The following is a 19,562-nucleotide window of genomic DNA, read 5'->3' on the forward strand; positions in this document are numbered from 1 at the left end:
GAGACGCGAATGCCTCGCTGATGTTAAACAAACTAGCCCGCAAATCCATCCCATGAAACGCTTGTATTGAAACGACCGGCTTGATGACTTCTCAGCTTCCGCCCCGTGACTGGACCGCCATCCACTGGCCTGACCTCGCCGAGGGTGCGGCCGCGCGCTGGATCGCGGTGTTGCCGCTGGCCGCGACCGAGCAGCACGGGCCGCATCTTCCGCTGGGAACCGACGTCATGATTGGCGAGGCGTATCTGGCGCGGGTTCAGGAGCTGCTGCCGGCGGCCATCCCGGCCACGTTCCTGCCCCTGCAGCCGGTCGGCATCTCCACTGAGCACATCGATTTTCCGGGCACGCTGACGCTGCCGACCAAGGTGGCGCTGAACAGCTGGATGGCGCTCGGCGAGAGCGTGGCGCGCGCCGGGATCAAGAAGCTCGTGATGGTGACGAGCCATGGCGGCAATTCCGCCGCGATGCAGCTCGTGGCGCAGGACCTGCGCGCGCAACACAAGATGCTGGTGGTGACCACGAGCTGGTCGCGCTTCGGCACGCCCGACGGGCTGTTCGATGCCGACGAATTGCGTCACGGGATCCATGGCGGTGCGGTCGAGACCTCGATCATGCTGGCGAAGTATCCGCAACATGTGCGCAAGGATGCGATCGCGGATTTCAAGCCCGCGAGCGTGCAGATCGAGAAGGACCACCGCTTCCTGTCGACCCAGCGGCCGGCGCCGTTCGCCTGGCAGGCGCAGGACCTCAATCCGAACGGTGCGATCGGCGATGCGACCAAGGCCTCGGCCGAGAAAGGCGAGCAGCTGATCGAGCACGGCGCGCGGGCGTTCTGCGAGCTGCTGGCCGACGTCGACCGGTTCGATCCGGGCGTATTTCGCGGCAACTGACCGGGACCGCTTTGTCGTGCTGACGCATGAGATACGGTTGAGCTGGAAACGGCGTCGAAGGTTCACCTCTCCCTTGGGAGAGGTCGATTTGCGCAGCAAATCGGGTGAGGGGTTACGGTCTATCGAGAGGGCAAGAGCCCTCACCCGGATTGCTTCGCAATCCGACCTCTCCCCGACGGGGAGAGGTGCACCGCGCTCGCGGCCGATTCAGCCCAACCCCGTTGCGCTTTCGCCGCGACGAAACAATCCACGAAACCATATTTCCGGAACAGCCTTCGAACCGGAACCGAAAAGCCTCCGTCCAACGGGCATGCGGACCACACCGGCGCCGCGCTCAAACAGGATGGAGTGTCCCATGTCGATCAAGACCAAGTTTGCCGCCCTCGCCCTCACCGCGCTCGCCGTGACCGGCACCATCGCGTCCACCACGTCGCAGGCTAACGCCAAGCCGTATGGCTGGGGCTGGGGCGTTGGCGCGGGCCTCGTCGGCGCCGCTATCGTCGGCAGCGCGATCGCGGCCAGTGACGGCTATTACGACGGCGGCTATCGCCGCTGCGTCTGGGTGCGCCAGTTCGACGCCTACGGCAACTACATCGGCCGCGTGCGCTCCTGCTATTGATCGACAGGATTTTCATAGTGTTTTCGAGCGAAGTGGGCACCGGTTCGCGTGAAGAAAACACGTCAAATAAGAATCTAGAGCCGAATAGGCTCTAGGGCTGCGGATCCTGCGTTCGGCACGGGTCCTCATCCACCCCGTGTCGCGCACGACCCGTCCGGTCATCCCCCCGGGCGGGTCAACCGTTGCGAGCTCGCGACATGCGGGCTCGGATCACAGATATTTTGCGATCAGCCGGAAGTCGCGCAGCACGTTGCGGCCCTTCGGGCCCGATGCCTTCAGCGTCTCTTCCAGGCTGTGGCCGATGTGATCGTGGATCAGCGCCTTCTTGGCGCTCTCGATCGCGCTCTCCACCGCCTGCAATTGCTGGGCGATCTGCGCACAGGGCCGGCCCTGCTCGATCATCTCGACAATGGTCTCGAGGTGGCCGTTGGCGCGCTTCAGGCGCCGGGCGATTGCAGCGTGCGGATGGTCGTCTGACATTCGATTCTCCTATCCTCCCTGGAGGATAATCATGATCCTCCCCGGAGGATAGCAGAATCGGCTTGACAGGCCATTGTGGCAGGCGTAGTGCCCGATGATCGGAACATGCGTTCCGCACCGGGGTCTGACCCCGGACATCAACCCGACCACGAGCCAACACAGAAGGCACATGGGCAGTAGCAACTCAGGCGACAGTAGACCCCTGACGGGACTATTGACGCCGCAACACAGCAAGACTGATCGCGCAGATTTCGCCTGCGTGGATGGGTGGTCGCGCCTCGCGTAATCGCCTGCTCCTCACCGGCCTGCCGCGCGACAGCGGAAGTGGAGGTGAGCGATGTTCGAAAAGCTCGCAAAATTCCGGCAAGCAAGCCCGCGGCGCGTTGTCGAGCCGCGGCAGATCCCGCCGCGGGCGGCCACCTATTCCAATGACAACCTGCCGGGTTTTCGCCGCCCGGCGGATCGCCGGCGTCCAACCCCGGCCTGTCATTGGATCCTGATCGACGGCCGCCTGGAGTGCCGGTGGGCCATCGACGACACCGGCGGTGATCTCGACCGTCAGCGGCGCGCGGGCCGGCTTTTCGGCCCGCGCGTGATGACTGCGCGCGCCGCACTGAAGACCGCGGCCTGCGCTTAGGAGACGACCATGGACGAAGGACCTAGTTGCCCCGTTGCGCGGCACTCAGGCGCAGCAACGGGATTCTCAAACTGCATGACATCTGGAAATGCCGCTGCTCACGGCAGCGGAGACGTGCGCGCCTGACCGCGCCGCGTCCCTCTCGCCGTGCCCGAAAGGCGGCGAGAGGGACGCGATATGACTGACACCAACACCACCCAAACCGCCATTCTCGACACCGCGCATGTCGGCGACATCCACGGCGCGCTCGGCACTATCGCGCGGGACGACACCGCGCCGCGCGCGACCTTGCTCGCCCGGTTGAAGACGCTGCTCGCGATCGTCGGCCCCGGCCTGATCGTGATGGTCGGCGACAACGATGCCGGCGCGTTCGGCACCTATACCCAGGCCGGACAGAATTACGGCACCACGCTGCTGTGGACGCTGCTGCTCTTGATCCCCGTGCTCTACGTCAACCAGGAGATGGTGGTGCGGCTCGGCGCCGTCACCGGCGTCGGCCATGCGCGGCTGATCTTCGAACGCTTCGGCAAGTTCTGGGGCGCCTTCAGCGTGATCGATCTGCTGGTGCTGAACGCGCTGACCATCGTCACCGAATTCATCGGCATCACCTTCGCGCTGCATTTTCTTGGCGTATCGCAGTTCTGGGGCGTGCTGGCCTCGGCTGTGATCGTGATGCTGGCGGTCTCGACCGGCGACTTCCGCCGCTTCGAACGCTTCGGCATCGTGCTGGTCGCTGGCAGCCTGCTGCTGGTGCCCGTGATCCTGATGGTGCATCCGCCGGTCGGGCAGATCGCGGCTGATTTCTTCGTGCCGAAGATGCCCAAGGACGCCAAGCTCAGCGAGGTGATGCTTTTGATCGTCGCGATCGTCGGCACCACGGTGGCGCCGTGGCAATTGTTCTTCCAGCAGAGCTACATCGTCGACAAGCGGATCACGCCGCGCTTCATCCGCTATGAGCGGATGGATCTGTGCATCGGCATCGTGCTGGTCGTGGTCGGCGCCGTCGCGATGATCTCGTTCTGCGCCGAAGTGTTCGCCGGAAAGCCCGAATTCGGCAATTACACCGACGCGCTGGGGACCGCGGTCGGGCTTGAGAAATATGCCGGCCGGCTGCCGGCGGTGCTGTTTGCCCTCGCACTGCTGGATGCCTGCATCATCGGCGCGGCCGCGGTCTCCCTCTCGACGGCCTATGCGATCGGTGACGTGTTCGCGGTCAAGCACTCGCTGCACCGCAAGCCGTGGGACGCGAAAGGCTTCTACGGCGTCTATTGCGGGCTGATCGTGCTCGCCGCCGTGCTGGTGCTGACGCCGGGCACGCCGCTCGGACTGCTCACCAACGCGGTGCAGACGCTGGCCGGCGTGCTGCTGCCGAGCGCGACCGTGTTCCTGCTGTTGCTGTGCAACGACCGCCACATCCTCGGGCCGTGGGTCAATTCTGTCAGGCTGAACCTGTTCACCGGCGCGGTGGTCGCGGGCCTCGTGATGCTGTCAGTGATCCTGACTGCCGCGGTGCTGTTCCCGGATCTCAGCGAGCAATGGATCATCGGCATCCTGGCTGGTGGCAGCCTGCTCGCGCTCGCGGTCACCGCGGCCGTCAAGCTGTACGAGATGCTGTCACACGGTCGCGCGTCCTCCCGCCTCAAGCACAAGCCGCCGCTGTTCGACCGCGACACCTGGCGGATGCCGCCGCTCGACCGGCTGCCGCCGGCACGGCTCAGCCCGCTGAGCCGGATCTGGATGCTGGTGCTGCGCGGCTACCTCGTCGTCGCTGCCGGCCTCGTGCTGCTGCGGATCGTCGAGCTCGCCACGGTGGGGGCGTGACGACACTCGGCCGCGGCCGACGATGGGGCGCGATCGTGTTGTTCAGGCTGGCAAGCGCCATCCTGCGCAGCGCAACCGCGCTCTATCAGCGGCGTGTGATTTCAGGCGCCGACCTGCGGACGGCGCTGTCGATGGCGCAATGCGTCGAACGAGCCGGCGCGAGGGTCGTGCTGGGCAGCACCTCGCAGGCGGCATTCATCAGGACAAGGGACGAAGACAATGGTGGCCTCGATTGAACGGTCGGTTCTCGACCGATTTGCCACAGAGGCGCGGTCGATCGCAGCGGATGAGGCTCACAGCCTCCGGGCGTTACGCGACTGTCATAGTGGCGTGCAAATCGGAGAGGTATCCCGCGCGCCTCAGTTGCTATTGCGAATTACTTGCAACAAGCCGCGGAGGATGGTAGGTGCTGATCTGGCTTTGGATGGGACGACACGGATCGGACCGGGGACGGCGGGCGATGAATTCAAATCTCGGGTGGCAAGTGGCCGCCAAATCTGCAATGCCGGGCGAAACCGCCAACCGTTCGCGGAAAGCCGCGTCATGACCTGCGTCCGTCTCTTCCGGGTTCGGATCGCCGCCGGCGCAGCGCTCGGTGCGGCGGCATTCGGCACACCGGCCTCCGCGGCCGACCTGCCCCTCAAGTCTCCCGCCGCCAGGGCGGTCTACAGCTGGACCGGATTCTATGTCGGCGCACATGTCGGCTATGGCGACGGCACGCTGGGTCCGGGCACCAATCCGATCCTGGAACAGGGCGTGTTCTTTCCGCCCACGATCACCGGCGGGATCGGCGGCTTCCAGGCCGGATACAACAAGGAATTCGCCAACCGCTTCGTGCTCGGCGTCGAGGCGGATGCGACCTTCACCGGCCCGACCGATCAGCCGCGGCGCGTGCCGGGGCCCTTTAATTCGTCGATCGACTATGTCGGCACGCTGCGCGGCCGCGCCGGTTACAGCTTCGGCACCTGGATGCCCTATGTGACCGGCGGCTTCGCCTGGGGACACACCGAGGTCAGAGTCAATGATGCCGGCGACAATGTGATCTCGCAGCCCGGCCAGTACCAGACCGGCTGGACCGTCGGCGCCGGTGCCGAATTCGCGGTGAGCGGCAATTGGACGGCCAAGGTCGAGTACGACTACATCGATCTGTCGCGGCGCACGCTCGGTCTCAACGATTTCGGCATGCCCGGCGTCAGCATCGACCCGCGCATTCACCTGCTGAAATTCGGCCTCAACTACCAGCTCGGCGACTCGCCCTGGTCGGCGACGCCGACGCGCGCCGCGCTGCCGGACTCGAGCGACTGGAGCGTGCACGGACAGACGACGCTGCTCGCGCAAGGCTATCCGTCGTTCCGCGCGCCCTATTCCGGCACCAACAGCCTTCCGGGCGCGGGGCAAGTGCAGGAGACCTGGACCACGACAGCGTTTCTCGGCGTGCGGCTCTGGGAAGGCGGCGAGTTCTATTTCAATCCGGAGACGGCGCAGGGCTTTGGCCTCAACGGCACGCTCGGCCTCGCCGGCTTCTCGAACGGCGAGGCGCAGAAGGCCGGCGCCGCGTTCCCGAAGATCCGGCCGCAGCGCTATTACTTCAAGCAGACCTTTGGCTTCGGCGGCGAGCAGGAGGACGTCCCCGACGGCCCCAACCAGATCGCAGGCAAGCGCGACATCGACCGCCTCACGATCGTGGTCGGCCGCTTTGCGGTGGGCGATTTCTTCGACGGCAATTCCTACGCCAAGGATCCGCGCGCCGACTTCATGAACTGGGCGATGTGGGCTTCCGCCGCCTACGACTTCCCGGCCGATCTGCCAGGGTACACCCGCGGCGCGGTGGTCGAGCTCAACCGCAAGGACTGGGCGGTGCGCGCCGGCGTGTTCCAGGTGCCCAATGCACCGAACAGCGACGTGCTGGTCTTCAACGCCAACAATGGCGGCGCGGTGGTGGAATTCGAAGGCCGCTACTCGATCTTCGATCAACCCGGCAAGCTGCGCGTCGGCGTGTTCGGCAATCGCGGCAACACCGGCAATTATCGCCAGGCGCTCGCGATCGAGGACGCCAACCCCGGGCTCGACATCAACGACGTGATGGCCGGTATCCGCAAGGACAACACCAAGTACGGCTTCTACTTGAACGGCGAGCAGCAGATCGCAACCGATGTCGGCCTGTTCGGCCGCCTGAGTTGGAACGACGGCCAGAACGAGATCCTGTCGTTCACCGACGTCGACCGCAGCGTCTCCGGCGGCGTGTCGATCAAGGGCAGCTATTGGGGCCGGGCGAACGACACGATCGGCATCGGCGGCGCGGTCAACGGACTGTCGTCAGCGCATCGCGACTACCTCGCCGCCGGCGGCCTGGGTCTTTTGATCGGCGACGGCGCGCTGAACTACAGCCCGGAGCGGATCTTCGAAACCTACTATGCCTACCAGGTGAACAAGAGCCTGACGCTGACCGCGGACTATCAGTTCATCACCAACCCCGCCTACAACGCCGATCGCGGCCCGGTGCACATCTTCTCCGGCCGCATCCACGGCGAGTTTTGAGGCGCGCCAACTTCGTCGTCCCGGCGAAAGCCGGGACGACGGCGAATTTGCCGCGCCGCTCTTCGCAATGATGTCTCGGGACTGGTTCGATGGAGCAAAAGCCCTCTCCCCACTCAGATATATGTAGACCCCCCGGGCTTGCCGCAAGCCCGGGGTCATCCCGTAGAACGCGCGCCCAATCGAACGGAGGAGTGCGGGATGCGGGAACATGCGGTGGTGATTGCCGGCGGAGGGCCGACCGGGCTGATGCTGGCGTGCGAGCTGGCGCTGGCCGGTGTCGATGTTGCGATTGTCGAGCGGCGCGAGAATCCGGACCTGATCGGCGCGCGGGCCGGCGGTCTGCACGCGCGCACCATTGAGGTGCTCGATCAGCGCGGCATCGGCGACCGCTTCGTCGCGCTGGGGACGCGCCATCCGGCGGTGCTGTTCCACTCGCATCTGGTTCCGCTCGAGATCGCCGACTTCCCGACCCGGCGCAATTTCACGCTGGGGCTGCGGCAGAACCATATCGAGCGCCTGCTCGGCGAATGGGCCGAACAACTGGCGATGCCGATCGATCGCGGGCGCGAGGTGACCGGCTTCACGCAGGACGACGATGGCGTCGATGTCGCGCTGTCGGATGGCCAGTTGCTCCGCGCACAGTATCTGGTCGGCTGCGACGGTGGCCGCAGCATCGTCCGCAAGGCGGCCGGCATCGAATTCGCCGGATGGGATCCGACCAGGAGCTGGCTGATCGCCGAGGCCGAGATATCGGACGAACCGGAATGGGGCTTTCGCGAGGACGACGCCGGCATCTATGCCATCGGCAAGGTGGAAGACGGTGAACGGGTGCGGCTCGTGCTGACCGAGCTGCAACTCGGCACCGACAGAGAGCCGACCCTGGGTGACGTCAGCGAGCGGCTGGTCGCCGTGTACGGCACCGATTTCGGCATCCACAGCCCGGTCTGGATATCACGCTTCACCGACATGACCCGGCAGGCCGTGACCTATCGCAAGCAGCGCGTGCTGCTGGCCGGCGATGCCGCCCATGTGCATCCGCCGATGGGCGGACAGGGTCTCAATATCGGCGTGCAGGACGCGGTGAACCTGGGCTGGAAGCTCGCCCAGCTGGTCAAGCTGACATCGCCTGACGGCCTGCTCGACACCTATCAGGCCGAACGGCATCCCGTGGCGGCCCGCGTGCTACGCAACACCATGGCGCATGTCGCGCTCAGCCGGACCGACGCGCGCAGCAAGGCGCTGCACGAGATCGTCTCCGAACTGCTGCGCATGGACGAGCCGCGCCGAAAATTCGCCGCGATGATGTCGGGCCTCGACCTGCACTACGATCTCGGCGACGGCCATCCGCTGCTCGGACGCCGCATGCCCGATCTCGATCTGGTGACGACGAGCGGCCCGCTGCCGGTCTTCGCGCTGCTGCACGGCGCGCGGCCGGTGCTGCTCAACTTTGGCGAACCCGGCGGCTTCGACATCACGGGATGGGCTGACCGGGTTCGGCTGGTCGACGCCGATTACGCCGGCACGTGGGAGCTTCCCGCGCTCGGAACGGTTGCGGCGCCCCGCGCGGTGCTGGTCCGGCCCGACGGCTACGTGGCGTGGGTCGGAGACCGGAGTCAGTCGGGCCTCGCCGAGGCGCTGACCAAATGGTTCGGCGCGCCATCAGCTTGACGAACATGCGTAGCCCGGATGGAGCGAAGCGTAATCCGGGATCGGTCGATCCGGAGAGAGCGGCCCCGGATTTCGCCACGCTTCATCCGGGCTACGAAGCGACGCTTTCGTCCCTACCCCGCCGGCTGGAACGAATCCGCGCGCGCCATCGCCCAGGCGTCGCGGTAGCGGGGATCCTGGGTGCCTTCGAGCAGCTCGCCCGGGCGCAGCGCCGGATAAAGCTGTGCGAAGGTGCGGACGTCGGTGGTCGAGCTCCGCTGCGAGAAGTGGATCGGCCGCAGATCCTTGGTGTGCTCGAGGCCGGCGGCCGCGAGCAGCTCGGTCAGCGCGTGCAGGGTCGAGTGGTGGTAGTTGTACACGCGCTCGATCTTGTCCGGCACGTAGAGCGCGCGGTTGCGGATCGGGTCCTGCGAGGTGACGCCGGTCGGGCAGCGATCGGTGTGGCAGCTCAGGGACTGGATGCAGCCGAGCGCGAACATGAAGCCGCGCGCCGAATTGCACCAGTCGGCCCCGATCGCCATCGCGCGCGCCAAGTCGAAGGCGGTCGCGATCTTGCCGGAGGCGCCGATCTTGATGCGATCGCGCGCACCGATGCCGATCAGCGCGTTGTGGACGAAACTGACGCCCTCGCGCATCGGCATGCCCAGATGGTCCATGAACTCGAGCGGCGCAGCGCCTGTGCCGCCTTCATTGCCGTCGACCACGATGAAATCGGGATAGAGCCCGCTCTCCTTCATCGCCTTGCAGATCGCGAGGAATTCCCAGGGATGGCCGATGCACATCTTGAAGCCGGCCGGCTTGCCGCCGGACAGCTTGCGCATCTCGGCGACGAATTCCATCATCTGCAGCGGCGTCGAGAACGCCTTGTGATAGGCCGGCGAGATGCAGTCCTCGCCCATCGGCACGCCCCGGATCTTGGAAATCTCCTCGGAGACCTTCGCGGCCGGCAGCACGCCGCCATGGCCGGGCTTGGCGCCCTGGCTGATCTTGAGCTCGACCATCTTGATCTGGTCGTCGTCGGCAACGCTTGCGAACAGCTCCGGATTGAAGGTGCCGTCGCGGTTGCGGCAGCCGAAATAGCCGGAGCCGACCTCCCAGATGATGTCGCCGCCCATCTCGCGGTGATAGGGGCTGACGCCGCCCTCGCCGGTGTCATGGGCGAAGCCGCCCTTCTTGGCGCCGGCATTCAGCGCCCGCACCGCGTTCGGGCTGAGCGCGCCGAAGCTCATCGCCGAGATGTTGAAGACCGAGGCCGAATACGGCTTGGTGCAGTCGGGGCCACCGATGGTGATGCGGAATTTCTGGTCGGCTTTCGGCTTCGGCGCCACCGAATGGTGCATCCACTCATAGCCCTCGCGATAGACGTCCTCCTGGGTGCCGAACGGCCGCTTGTCGAGCACCATCTTGGCGCGCTGATAGACCACCGCGCGGGTGTCGCGGGAGAACGGCATACCGTCCTTCTCGCTCTCGAAGAAATACTGCCGCATCTCCGGGCGGATTTCCTCGAGCAGGAAGCGGACATGCGCCGAAATCGGGTAGTTGCGCAGCACCGCATGGTTCTTCTGCGTCAGGTCGCGGATGCCGAGCAATGTCAGCGCGCCGAAGATCGCCAGCGGGATCACAACGATCTTGAAGACCTTGTGGTCGAAAATCCCGACCAGCAGCAGGAGCGCGGTGACGACGGCGCAGATTGTCAGCACGATGAAGCGCGGCGAGAACGGAAGCAGCATCGTATCCATCAAATCCCTCCGGTCTGCCTTGAATACCCCGTCGGCCGTAAGCTAATCCAACTCGCGGAACAAGTGCACTACGGTTATACGGCCGAGCAGTCACAGATGTGACAACCGCCCGGATGGGCGGGTGCGGCTGCCGCAACCGGCCAAATTGATTTGAAATCGACTTTTGCAATGCAGCGCAGTGGGGCTCCACAATGGCGCCCCGTCAAAATATCGAAAACAACCCCATGCACAGTAGCCGGCAACTACCGGCGTTCGACAGCGCAACTTGACATGTCGGGCAACTCACCGGCATTATTCCATTATTCCGAAATCGTAGAGACGAACGTCCTCACTCTGCGGCGATCGCCGTGGCGCTTGCGGGGGGCCATCGTGTATGGGGAAAACCCTGGCGCGGTACTTCCCTGCGGCCATCCGTCGAGACGCCCGCCGTTGTGTCCGCGGCCCCTCCAGGACGTCGTCCCTGCGAAAGCAGGGACCCATAACCACAACTGCCAATTGTTGGGCGATCCTGGAACGACGAGTCCCTGCAACAAGATCCGCCGCGGCGTATGGGTCCCTGCTTTCGCAGGGACGACGATGAGGATGGTTCGCGATTCAAGGCATCAGACCACGCGGTGTGATCATCCGCGCATGCGGGTGCGCTTGCGGAGAGATGAGGAGAGAGCACCGTTCGCCTAATGGTCGTGCGGCCGCATTTCGTGGGGGATATGCCCCGCCTTCAGGCCGTCGCTGTCGAGCCACGCATTGGTGGTGTCGAGGGCACGGGCGATGTGATCGGATGTCCGGGAGAAATCGTAGGGCGAGCCGACCAGCGGGCACAGCGGCGGCACCACGAAATACTCGACGTCGGGACCGATGTTCTCGAGCTCGTTGACGAGCTGCCGCGCGATCAGGAGCGTCAGCGCATGCAGCGCATTGGCGAGCGCGCCGACCGGCGGCGCCTGGTTGGCGCAGGCATGTCCGGTGGGCAGCACGATCAGGCGCTTTGCTCCCTGCTTCACGGCGACGCGGACCGGCGTGTTGCTGGAGATCGCGCCGTCGGCGAGGTAACGATCGCGGTAGTGCACCGGCGTGAACGCGCCGGGGATCGCGGTCGACGCGACGATCGCTTCGGCCGCCGAGCCTTCCGACAGCACCACGCTGTCGCCGCTGATGATGTCCGTCGTGACGATGTGGATCGGCAGCCGCGCGTCCTCGAGATTGCGGAACGGGATGTAATCGTCGATCAGCTTGCGAACGCCGTCATGCGAGATCAGGAAGTCGCGCCGCCACAGGAAGCCCACCAGCGTCCGCCAGCTCACCGGAAACACATCCTGCCGGTTCAGGCCGCGCCAGATCTCGGCGAGCCGCGCCACGCCCGAGACCGTCGGGTCGCCGGCATAGAACGCGCCGTTCAAGGCCCCGACGCTGGAGCCGACCACCATGTCGGCGGCCACGCCATGCGCGGCCAGCGCCTGTAGCATGCCGACCTGGACCGCGCCAAAGCTGCCGCCGCCGGCGAACACAAAGGCGGTCTTCGGGGCATCCGGATCGGTGATGGACAAGGCGCTGCTCCCTGGATCGCCGCGTTCGGGAAACGGCTGCGCGGCGTTGAGGGCGTTATAGCAGCGAGGGAACGGACGGCGCCACATACACGGGCGTCGTCCTGGCGAAAGCCAGGACCCATAACCACAAATGCAAAAGGCTGGAGCCCGGTGGGGCCCCAGCCTTAGTCAAATGAGCAGTGGTGGTAATGGGTCCTGGCCTACGCCAGGACGACAATTCGTTAGCGCTCGACGAACGCCTTCTCGATCACGAAGTGACCGGGGGTGTTGCCGCTGCCTTCCTTGAAGCCGCGGGTCTCGAACAGCTGCTTCAGCTCGTCCAGCATCGCCGGGCTGCCGCACATCATGATGCGGTCGGTCTCGATGTCGAGCGGACCCTGATGCAGGTCGGCGAACAGCTGGTTGGAGGTGATCAGGTCAGTGATGCGGCCGCGGTTGCGGAACGGCTCGCGCGTCACGGTCGGATAGTAGGAGAGCTTCTCGGAGAGCAGCGGCCCGAACAGCTCGTCGTCGCGCAGCTTGGCGACCAGCTCCTCGCCATAGGCGAGCTCGGAGACCTGGCGGCAGCCATGCACCAGCAGGATCTGATCGTAGCGATCATAGACCTCGGGGTCCTTGATCAGGCTCGCGAACGGCGCAAGGCCGGTGCCGGTCGACAGCAGCATCAGCCGCTTGCCGGGGATCAGATTGTCGGTGATCAGCGTGCCGGTCGCCTTGCGGCCGACCAGGATGGTGTCGCCCTCGCGGATCTTCTGCAGCTTGGAGGTGAGCGGGCCGTCCTGCACCTTGATCGAGAAGAACTCGAGCTCTTCCTCGTGATTGGCGCTCGCCATCGAATAGGCGCGCAGCAGCGGCCGGCCCTCGACCTCGAGGCCGATCATGGCAAACTGGCCATTCTGGAAGCGGAAACCGGAATCGCGGGTGGCCCGGAAGCTGAAAAGCGTATCGGTCCAGTGCTGGACAGAAAGAACTTTCTCTCGATAGAACGCGCTCATGGGATTTCGTTTTCTCGACTGATCAGATTTAGAATGGTTTGATTTCTAGACTGCTCGCGACGGCGCTGAAGTGGCCGAAATCATTGAAGATCTCGCGTGTCCATTGCGCCAATGCATGAGATAGTCAAGATCAACTGGCGTGCAATTGCGATCTCAGAATGGCAGTCGTTCGATTTCGCGCAGAGGTTCAACCGCGACATCGTTAACACGTGGTGCTGCAGGTAATTTACTTGCTGAGATCGGCGCCGATCTGGCAATTAATTGCTACGAAAACCGCGATGAAGGGAAAATGATCTCGTGGTCCTGATCAGCCAGCGAATCTTCCTGGAAACCATCAAAAAATATTGTTTGGCGCGCTCCATTGCCGTCGAGGTGCGGTCCGGCGGCTGGCTGGTCATCATGACCAAGGGCGACACGCGGCGGCTTGCGATCGGCTACGACATCGGGCTGAACAGCGCGGTCGCGCATCAGGTCGCCAACGACAAATCGGCCTGCGCCGAAGTGTTGGCATCGGCCGGCATATCCGCCATTCCGCACAGCCTGTTTCTCGGCAGCAAGCTCAGCAAGCACATCCCCGGATCGGACTCGCTGGATGCGATGTTGCTTCTGCTCGCGCAACATCCGCACGGCCTCGTCGTCAAACCCAACGAGGGGACCTCCGGCGAGCTCGTCTTCCGCGTGACGACACCAACGCAGCTGGAGACGGCGGTCGCCCGCATCCTCGCCGCGCATCCGAGCCTTGCGATCTCGCCTTACGTCGAGATCAAGGACGAGGTGCGCGTCGTGCTACTCGATGATCGGGCGCTGATCGTCTACCGCAAGACACGGCCGTCGGTGATTGGCGACGGCGTCCGCTCGCTGCGCGCGCTGGCGCAGGCGACCGCGACGGCCGAACAGCTGAAGGCCCTCTGCGAGGATTTCGATGCCGCCGCGCTCGACGCCATTCCTGCGGCCGGCGAACGGCTTCTCCTCAACTGGCGGCACAACCTCGATGCCGGTGCCGAGCCGGTGCTGCTCACGGATGATGCGACGCGCGAGGCCTGCGTCGCGCTCGCGATCGAGGCCGCACAGGCGGTCGGCATCCGCTTCGCCTCCATCGACGTCGTGCACGTTGATGGCGCGTGGCAGGTGCTCGAGGTGAATTCAGGCGTGAAGATGGAAGCGCTGGGCCGGCGGCATCCGGCGCTGGTCGAGGCCGCATATTCGGCGGCGCTAGACGCCGTGTTCGCCTAAGCGACGCGCTTGCCTCGAGTGCCCGATCATTCTCGCGGGTGCTCTTTCTCATAACCGGCGACGATCAGTTCCGATTGCTCGACCTGTGCGATGAGACGGTCGATCTCGGCTTGCGTCTCCGGAAACACGTCAGCGCCTGCCGCATTTCCGGATTGCAACTCCGCGAGCAGTTCACGATTCCTCGTGATCTGCTCGCGGTGCCAATCGATTTCGGGATCGTCTTGCATGGGTCTGCGTCTCGATCGGCCGGGAATTACGACGCCAGCTCGCGCAGCAGAGTGGATGGATAAACCGGTTTGGCAAAAAACTTGACGCCGTCAGGCAGATCGCTGGGCGGCGCCAGGCCCGAGATCACGAGCACGCGCACTCCCGGGTCGCAATCCAGCGCCCATTGTGCGAGTTCGATGCCGTTCATTCTGCCCGTGAGCTTGATGTCGGTGACCAGCAGTGACGGGTGACGCATCTTGATGGCCAGCGCAGCCGTCTCGCCGTCCTCGCATTGGATAACGTCGAAATGGCCCTCTTTCAACAACAGCGCAATCATGTCGCGCTGGATCGTGTCGTCTTCGACCACAATTGCGGTTTGGTGAATTGACCTCGTGTAGCCCATGGCAACCTCCAAACGGTCAACCCCAGTGTTCAATGACTGAGGACGCTTAAAGTTCTGGTTCCGGACTCGATAACCGGCGGGTTCCGGCGGACGTTTGCAAGTTCCGAGCGGAACAACATCCGAGGTTGCCGCGTCATTGATGAGAGACGAGCCGGATGGTTCGGGCCTGGGGACAGGAAGTCGTGCCAGGAGGCAAAGCTGATGAAGAACGCTGTACGCTCGGATCAGGATTTTTCTGAACCCTACAAAGCCGACGCGGCGGCCGGCGCGCCCGGCTATCTATCCTCTCGACGACGGGTCGAAGACCCGGTCCCGAATGCCAATGACATGCGGCATCAGGCGATGGAGCGAGAGACGACCGGTTCGCTCGGTGATCCCTTTGGTGCTCGCCTGCCGCGCGATATCGTTTCCGAGATGGAAGCGGAGCTCAAGCAGCAGGTCGATCGGCTTGTCGCGGAGCGACACTAGCTGGTGAAGCGACGAGTTCGCAGACTTCAACAGCGGAATCTCGCCTGCCGATGATGCTCCAGAGATCGCGGCGCGGAAACTCGAAGCAAGATCCCCGCCGGATCAATGGAGTTTTGATGGGAGCGATCCTTGGACGCGCGATCTTCCAGGTCATGGTTGTTCTGGCGGCGGTCGGCATCGTTGCCCTCGCTTCCATGGCGGTCCACGGCGGCTACGCGCGTGCGGCAGTCCAGCTTGCCGCAAAATTCTCGCCGCCATTTTGATCCATTCAGCGGCTTGCTCATCCGGCTCAAGGGAGTACGCTGATCCGCATTAATCGATCCGGATACAGATCATGCGCAAACTTGTTTTGAGCTTCCTCGCAGTCACGGCGTTCGCCGCTGCCTTCAATCCACCGGCCGCTAACGCCGTATTCTGGCGCGGCGTCACCGCCCCGACGAACATCGACATCCACGGATATCCGATCATCAAGGAGCCGCCGCCGAGCACATGCCAGTTGATCCATGTGAACGGCTACTGGGTCCGGCAGTGCCTGGATTTGTCGCATCGCTATTGGCGATGAACGAAATCGCGGTTCGTCGGCACAGTTCAGGATCGCTTGGAAAGCCCGCGCGCGTTGCGCAAGACCCCTCACCCGGATTGCACTGGACGATGCTTCGCATCGCCGAGAGCAATCCGACCTCTCCCCGACGGGGAGAGGTTAACCGAAAGCGCGGCGGGCCGATTCAACCAAACTCATTCCGCGCTAGTTCGCTCCGCCCGCAGAATCGTCGAGCGCCTTGAAGGCGTCTTCGAGCTGCGGTGACAGCGCGACGTTGAGCTTCTCGCCGGTCGGCAGGCGGGCGACGAACCACTTGTTGTAGAGCGGGATGATGTCGCGGTTCGAGGCGAGCTTGCGGAAGGCGCGCTCGACCACGTCCTTCATCTGCGGCTCGCCCTTGCGGTACATGATGCCGTAGGGATCGTAGGACAGATAGTCGCCGGTGACGCGGAACTTGTCCTGCGACTTATGCCGCGCGATCAGGCCGTAGAGCAGGATGTCGTCGGTCGCGAACGCATCCGCCTTGCCGTCCACCAGCATCTGGTAGGACAGCTCATGGTCGGGCGCGGTCACGATGTTGAGGCCGAGCTGTTGCTTGGCGTCGACATTGTGCATCGCCTGCTCGTTGGTGGTGCCCTTGGTCACCACCACCGTCTTGCCCTTCAAGCCGGCGACCTGGTTGACGCCGGAGGCCTTGGGCACCATCAGCTTGGTACCGGCCACGAACATCAGCGGCGAGAATGCGACCTGCTTGCCGCGCTCGGCATTCGCGGTGGTCGATCCGCATTCGAGATCGATCTTCTTGTCGACGACCGCCTGAATGCGGTCGTCGGAGGTGACCTTGACGTAGTCGATCTTGAGGTTGGCGTCGTCGACCTCGACCGCGATCTCGTCGACGATCGCATCGCACAGCTCGAGGCTGTAGCCGATCGGCCGGTTGGAGTGGTCGAGGAACGAGAACGGCGGCGAGCTTTCGCGATAGCCGATCCGCACCGCGTGCGTGGCCTTGATGTTGGCGAGCGTGGGGCTGAGCCCCTCGCCCGCCGGCTGTGCGGACACCGGTCCGATCAGCAGGCTCGCCGCCAGCAGACATGCTGACAGCAGGCATGTCGACAGTAAGGGCGCCTCAGCCCGTATCGGCTTCCAGCGGGCGCGATGCATGCATCCCTCCCGTCAATGACCGGCCATCACGGCGCCGGGCACCGCATCCTGCGGCACCGCGTCGTCGGGCCCGAGCTCGTGCTCGGCCTTCAGCTCGCCTTCCCACTTCGCGACCACGGCGGTGGCCAGCGAGTTGCCGATCACGTTGGTGGCGCTGCGGCCCATGTCGAGGAAGGTGTCGATGCCCATGATCATCAGCAGGCCGGCCTCCGGGATGCCGAACTGCGACAGCGTCGAGGCGATCACCACCAGCGACGCGCGCGGCACGCCGGCCACGCCCTTCGAGGTGATCATCAACGTCGCCAGCATGGCGAACTGCGTGCCGAGCGACATCTCGATGTGGTAGGTCTGCGCGATGAAGATGCTCGCGAAGGTGCAGTACATCATCGTGCCGTCGAGGTTGAAGGAATAACCGAGCGGCAGCACGAAGGCCGAGATCCGCGAGGAGGCGCCGAACCTGTTCAGCCCTTCCAGCGTCTTCGGATAGGCCGCCTCCGAGGAGGCGGTCGAGAACGCGATCATCAGCGGCTCGCGGATCAGCCGCAGCAGATGGCTGTAACGCGGCCCGATCACCACGAAGCCGACCGCGACCAGAATGCCCCACAGGATCAGCAGCGACAGGTAGAAGCCGCCCATGAAGACGATCAGCTTCCAGAGCACGCCGAGGCCGTTCTTCGAGACGGTCGCCATGATGGCGGCCCACACCGCGATCGGTGCAAACAGCATCACATAGCTGGTGACCTTGAGCATGATGTGGGCGAGATCGTCGATCAGGCTCATGATCGGCTTGGCGCGCTCAGGCATGGCGCCGAGCGCCACCGCGAAGAACACCGCGAACACCACGATCTGCAGGATCTCGTTCTGCGCCATCGCATCCGCGATCGAGGTCGGGATCAGATGGGTCAGGAATTTCTCGATCGAGAAGGCCGAGACCGGCAGGCCGGTGGACTGGGCCTTGTCGGGCAGCGTGCCGGGGAAATTGGCGCCGGGCTGCAACAAATTGACCATCACGAGGCCGAGCAGCAGCGAAACGAACGAGGCGGAGACGAACCAGCCCATGGTCTTGGCGAAGATGCGCCCAAGCTTGGCGCCGCTTCCCATATGGGCGATGCCACCGACGAGGGTCGCGAACACCAGCGGCGCGATGATCATCTTGATGAGGCGCAGGAACAGCATTGCGATCAGGTTGACGTCGGCTGCGATCTCGGCACGGCTGTCAGGAAAGTAGTTGAAGACAATCGTTCCCATTGCGATGCCAAGGACCATCGCAAGCAGGATGTACTGCGTAAACCTGTTCGACATTCTCTTACCCCCGTAAGTTCCCGGCGAAGGGCAAGTGTGGCAGATTTACGCAGCTACGCAACACGCTTCGCGCCGCGCGGGACTGTGCCGATCTGTTCCCGTTGTGGAATGCCAGCGCGGGGATTAGCGTTCACGCAGCGCACAATCTGTGCAGCACGCTGCGCGCGCCGCAGTCAAACTGCATGTGAAACGACCAACGCCAAGGGAAGCCAAGAGGGGAGACACCGCCAATGAACGACACCGTCAATCGCCAGATCCTGCTTGTTGAAAAGCCGACCGGCAAGCTCGGCCCCGAGCATTTTCGCCTGACCAAGGGCACGGTCCCCGCGCCGAAGGACGGCGAGGCGCTGGTGCGGACGCGCTACATCTCGCTCGACGCCGCCAACCGCGCCTGGATGCACGGCGCCACCTACCGCGCTGCGGTGGAGGCCAACACCGTGATGGCCGGCGGCGGCATCGCCGAAGTGGTGTCGTCGAATGACCCCGGCCTGAAGCCGGGCGATATCGTGTTCGGCGACACTGGCTGGCAGGACTATGCCGCCGTGCCCGCCAAGCACCTGGCCAAAATGCCGAAGCTCGAGCCGATGACGCATCTGCTTAGCGTCTATGGTATCGCCGGCCTGACCGCCTATTTCGGCCTGCTCCACGTCGGCAAGCCGAAGGAGGGCGAGACCGTGGTGGTGTCGGCAGCCGCCGGCTCGGTCGGCTCGATCGTCGGCCAGATCGCCAAGATCAAGGGCTGCCGCGTGGTCGGCATCGCCGGCGGCAAGGACAAGTGCCACTGGCTGACCTCGGAGCTCGGCTTCGATGCCGCGGTCGATTACAAGGACGGCGCCACCTACAAGGCGCTGCGCGCAGCGGCCCCGAAGGGGATCGACGTCTATTTCGACAATGTCGGCGGCGACATCCTGGAGGCCTGTCTGGCGCAGATGAACAACCGCGGCCGGATCGCCTGTTGCGGCGCGATCTCGCAGTATGACGGCGTGCCCTCCGCCCACGGCCCGCGCGGCGTGCCCGGCCTGATCGTGGTGAAGCGGCTGGTCATGCAGGGCTTCATCGTGATGGACTACATGGACCAGCGCGATGCCGCGCTCGCCGACCTGCAATCCTGGGTCTCCTCGGGCAAGCTCAAGGTCCAGGAGGACGTCATCGACGGCATCGAGAACACCCCGCAGGCGCTGATCGGGCTCTTGGCCGGCGAGAACCGCGGCAAGCGCATGGTGAAGGTGTGAGGTTTTCGCTCGTTAGCCCGTCATCCCCGCGCAAAGGCTTCGCCTTTGTCGCTGGAGGTGCGAGCGGAGCGAGCCTCGAAGGAT

Annotated in this window: 20 protein-coding genes; 12 read left to right on the forward strand and 8 right to left on the reverse strand. The window is 64.5% G+C overall.

Annotation, left to right across the window (positions count from 1 at the left end; all coding sequences use genetic code 11):
- The first annotated feature begins 83 nt into the window (after positions 1–83).
- Both AAFG07_RS39935 and AAFG07_RS39940 read left to right on the forward strand, forming a co-directional pair.
- Positions 84–890, forward strand: a complete 807-nt coding sequence (locus AAFG07_RS39935) for a creatininase family protein (RefSeq protein WP_342725042.1) — start codon at positions 84–86, stop codon at positions 888–890.
- Positions 891–1,245: 355 nt separating this feature from the next.
- Positions 1,246–1,509: a hypothetical protein gene (locus AAFG07_RS39940; RefSeq protein ID WP_342725043.1), complete on the forward strand. Its 264-nt coding sequence runs from the start codon at positions 1,246–1,248 to the stop codon at positions 1,507–1,509.
- Positions 1,510–1,719: 210 nt separating this feature from the next.
- Here AAFG07_RS39940 and AAFG07_RS39945 read toward each other — a convergent pair whose 3' ends face one another.
- Entirely contained in the window at positions 1,720–1,989 is a 270-nt protein-coding gene (locus AAFG07_RS39945) for a metal-sensing transcriptional repressor (RefSeq protein ID WP_050403822.1), read from the reverse strand.
- A 337-nt stretch (positions 1,990–2,326) separates the two neighbouring features.
- Here AAFG07_RS39945 and AAFG07_RS39950 point away from each other — a divergent pair, with 337 nt between their 5' ends.
- From AAFG07_RS39950 to AAFG07_RS39970, 5 genes are all read left to right on the forward strand, one after another.
- Positions 2,327–2,626, forward strand: a complete 300-nt coding sequence (locus AAFG07_RS39950) for a hypothetical protein (RefSeq protein ID WP_342725044.1) — start codon at positions 2,327–2,329, stop codon at positions 2,624–2,626.
- 177 nt (positions 2,627–2,803) lie between these two features.
- The gene (locus AAFG07_RS39955; protein ID WP_342725045.1) at positions 2,804–4,447 is read left to right on the forward strand and encodes an NRAMP family divalent metal transporter; all 1,644 of its coding nucleotides are present in this window, start codon (positions 2,804–2,806) and stop codon (positions 4,445–4,447) included.
- Positions 4,444–4,683, forward strand: a complete 240-nt coding sequence (locus tag AAFG07_RS39960; RefSeq protein ID WP_342725046.1) for a hypothetical protein — start codon at positions 4,444–4,446, stop codon at positions 4,681–4,683. Before AAFG07_RS39955 ends, AAFG07_RS39960 begins: the two co-directional genes overlap by 4 nt.
- Before the next feature lie 307 nt (positions 4,684–4,990).
- Positions 4,991–6,985: a carbohydrate porin gene (locus tag AAFG07_RS39965; RefSeq protein ID WP_342725047.1), complete on the forward strand. Its 1,995-nt coding sequence runs from the start codon at positions 4,991–4,993 to the stop codon at positions 6,983–6,985.
- A gap of 198 nt (positions 6,986–7,183) precedes the next feature.
- Complete coding sequence (locus tag AAFG07_RS39970; RefSeq protein WP_342725048.1) at positions 7,184–8,653, forward strand: FAD-dependent monooxygenase; 1,470 nt, start codon at positions 7,184–7,186, stop codon at positions 8,651–8,653.
- 113 nt (positions 8,654–8,766) lie between these two features.
- On the opposite strand, the gene AAFG07_RS39975 is transcribed toward AAFG07_RS39970, so the two are convergent.
- From AAFG07_RS39975 to AAFG07_RS39985, 3 genes are all read right to left on the reverse strand, one after another.
- Positions 8,767–10,392 (reverse strand): FMN-binding glutamate synthase family protein, encoded by a 1,626-nt coding sequence (locus AAFG07_RS39975; protein WP_342725049.1) that lies wholly within the window; start codon positions 10,390–10,392, stop codon positions 8,767–8,769.
- A 674-nt stretch (positions 10,393–11,066) separates the two neighbouring features.
- Positions 11,067–11,936: a patatin-like phospholipase family protein gene (locus AAFG07_RS39980; protein ID WP_342725050.1), complete on the reverse strand. Its 870-nt coding sequence runs from the start codon at positions 11,934–11,936 to the stop codon at positions 11,067–11,069.
- Between the two features lie 221 nt (positions 11,937–12,157).
- Positions 12,158–12,931 carry a ferredoxin--NADP reductase gene (locus AAFG07_RS39985; protein WP_342725051.1) on the reverse strand — a complete coding sequence of 258 codons (774 nt, stop codon included), beginning with the start codon at positions 12,929–12,931 and terminating at the stop codon, positions 12,158–12,160.
- Between the two features lie 297 nt (positions 12,932–13,228).
- Between AAFG07_RS39985 and AAFG07_RS39990 the strand changes: the two genes are divergently transcribed.
- Positions 13,229–14,164, forward strand: a complete 936-nt coding sequence (locus tag AAFG07_RS39990; RefSeq protein WP_342725052.1) for a RimK-like protein — start codon at positions 13,229–13,231, stop codon at positions 14,162–14,164.
- 26 nt (positions 14,165–14,190) lie between these two features.
- On the opposite strand, the gene AAFG07_RS39995 is transcribed toward AAFG07_RS39990, so the two are convergent.
- A complete protein-coding gene (locus AAFG07_RS39995) occupies positions 14,191–14,391 on the reverse strand; it encodes a hypothetical protein (RefSeq protein WP_342725053.1) in 201 nt (66 codons plus the stop codon).
- A 26-nt stretch (positions 14,392–14,417) separates the two neighbouring features.
- Positions 14,418–14,774, reverse strand: a complete 357-nt coding sequence (locus AAFG07_RS40000; RefSeq protein WP_342725054.1) for a response regulator — start codon at positions 14,772–14,774, stop codon at positions 14,418–14,420.
- Between the two features lie 201 nt (positions 14,775–14,975).
- On the opposite strand from AAFG07_RS40000, the gene AAFG07_RS40005 reads away from it, so the two are divergent.
- The 3 genes from AAFG07_RS40005 to AAFG07_RS40015 all read left to right on the forward strand — a co-directional run bounded on the left by AAFG07_RS40005 (position 14,976) and on the right by AAFG07_RS40015 (position 15,804).
- On the forward strand, positions 14,976–15,242 hold the full coding sequence (locus AAFG07_RS40005; RefSeq protein WP_342725055.1) for a hypothetical protein: 267 nt from the start codon (positions 14,976–14,978) through the stop codon (positions 15,240–15,242).
- Between the two features lie 116 nt (positions 15,243–15,358).
- Positions 15,359–15,505 (forward strand): hypothetical protein, encoded by a 147-nt coding sequence (locus tag AAFG07_RS40010; RefSeq protein ID WP_342725057.1) that lies wholly within the window; start codon positions 15,359–15,361, stop codon positions 15,503–15,505.
- 71 nt (positions 15,506–15,576) lie between these two features.
- Positions 15,577–15,804 (forward strand): hypothetical protein, encoded by a 228-nt coding sequence (locus AAFG07_RS40015; protein ID WP_342725058.1) that lies wholly within the window; start codon positions 15,577–15,579, stop codon positions 15,802–15,804.
- Between the two features lie 183 nt (positions 15,805–15,987).
- Here the strand turns inward: AAFG07_RS40015 and AAFG07_RS40020 are convergent, their stop codons facing one another.
- A complete protein-coding gene (locus AAFG07_RS40020; protein WP_342725059.1) occupies positions 15,988–16,944 on the reverse strand; it encodes an amino acid ABC transporter substrate-binding protein in 957 nt (318 codons plus the stop codon).
- A 12-nt stretch (positions 16,945–16,956) separates the two neighbouring features.
- Entirely contained in the window at positions 16,957–18,246 is a 1,290-nt protein-coding gene (locus AAFG07_RS40025; RefSeq protein WP_342725060.1) for a dicarboxylate/amino acid:cation symporter, read from the reverse strand.
- A gap of 230 nt (positions 18,247–18,476) precedes the next feature.
- Here AAFG07_RS40025 and AAFG07_RS40030 point away from each other — a divergent pair, with 230 nt between their 5' ends.
- Positions 18,477–19,478: an NADP-dependent oxidoreductase gene (locus AAFG07_RS40030; RefSeq protein ID WP_342725061.1), complete on the forward strand. Its 1,002-nt coding sequence runs from the start codon at positions 18,477–18,479 to the stop codon at positions 19,476–19,478.
- The last annotated feature ends 84 nt before the right edge of the window (positions 19,479–19,562 follow it).

Source organism: Bradyrhizobium sp. B097 (assembly GCF_038957035.1).
Taxonomy (GTDB): Bacteria; Pseudomonadota; Alphaproteobacteria; order Rhizobiales; family Xanthobacteraceae; genus Bradyrhizobium.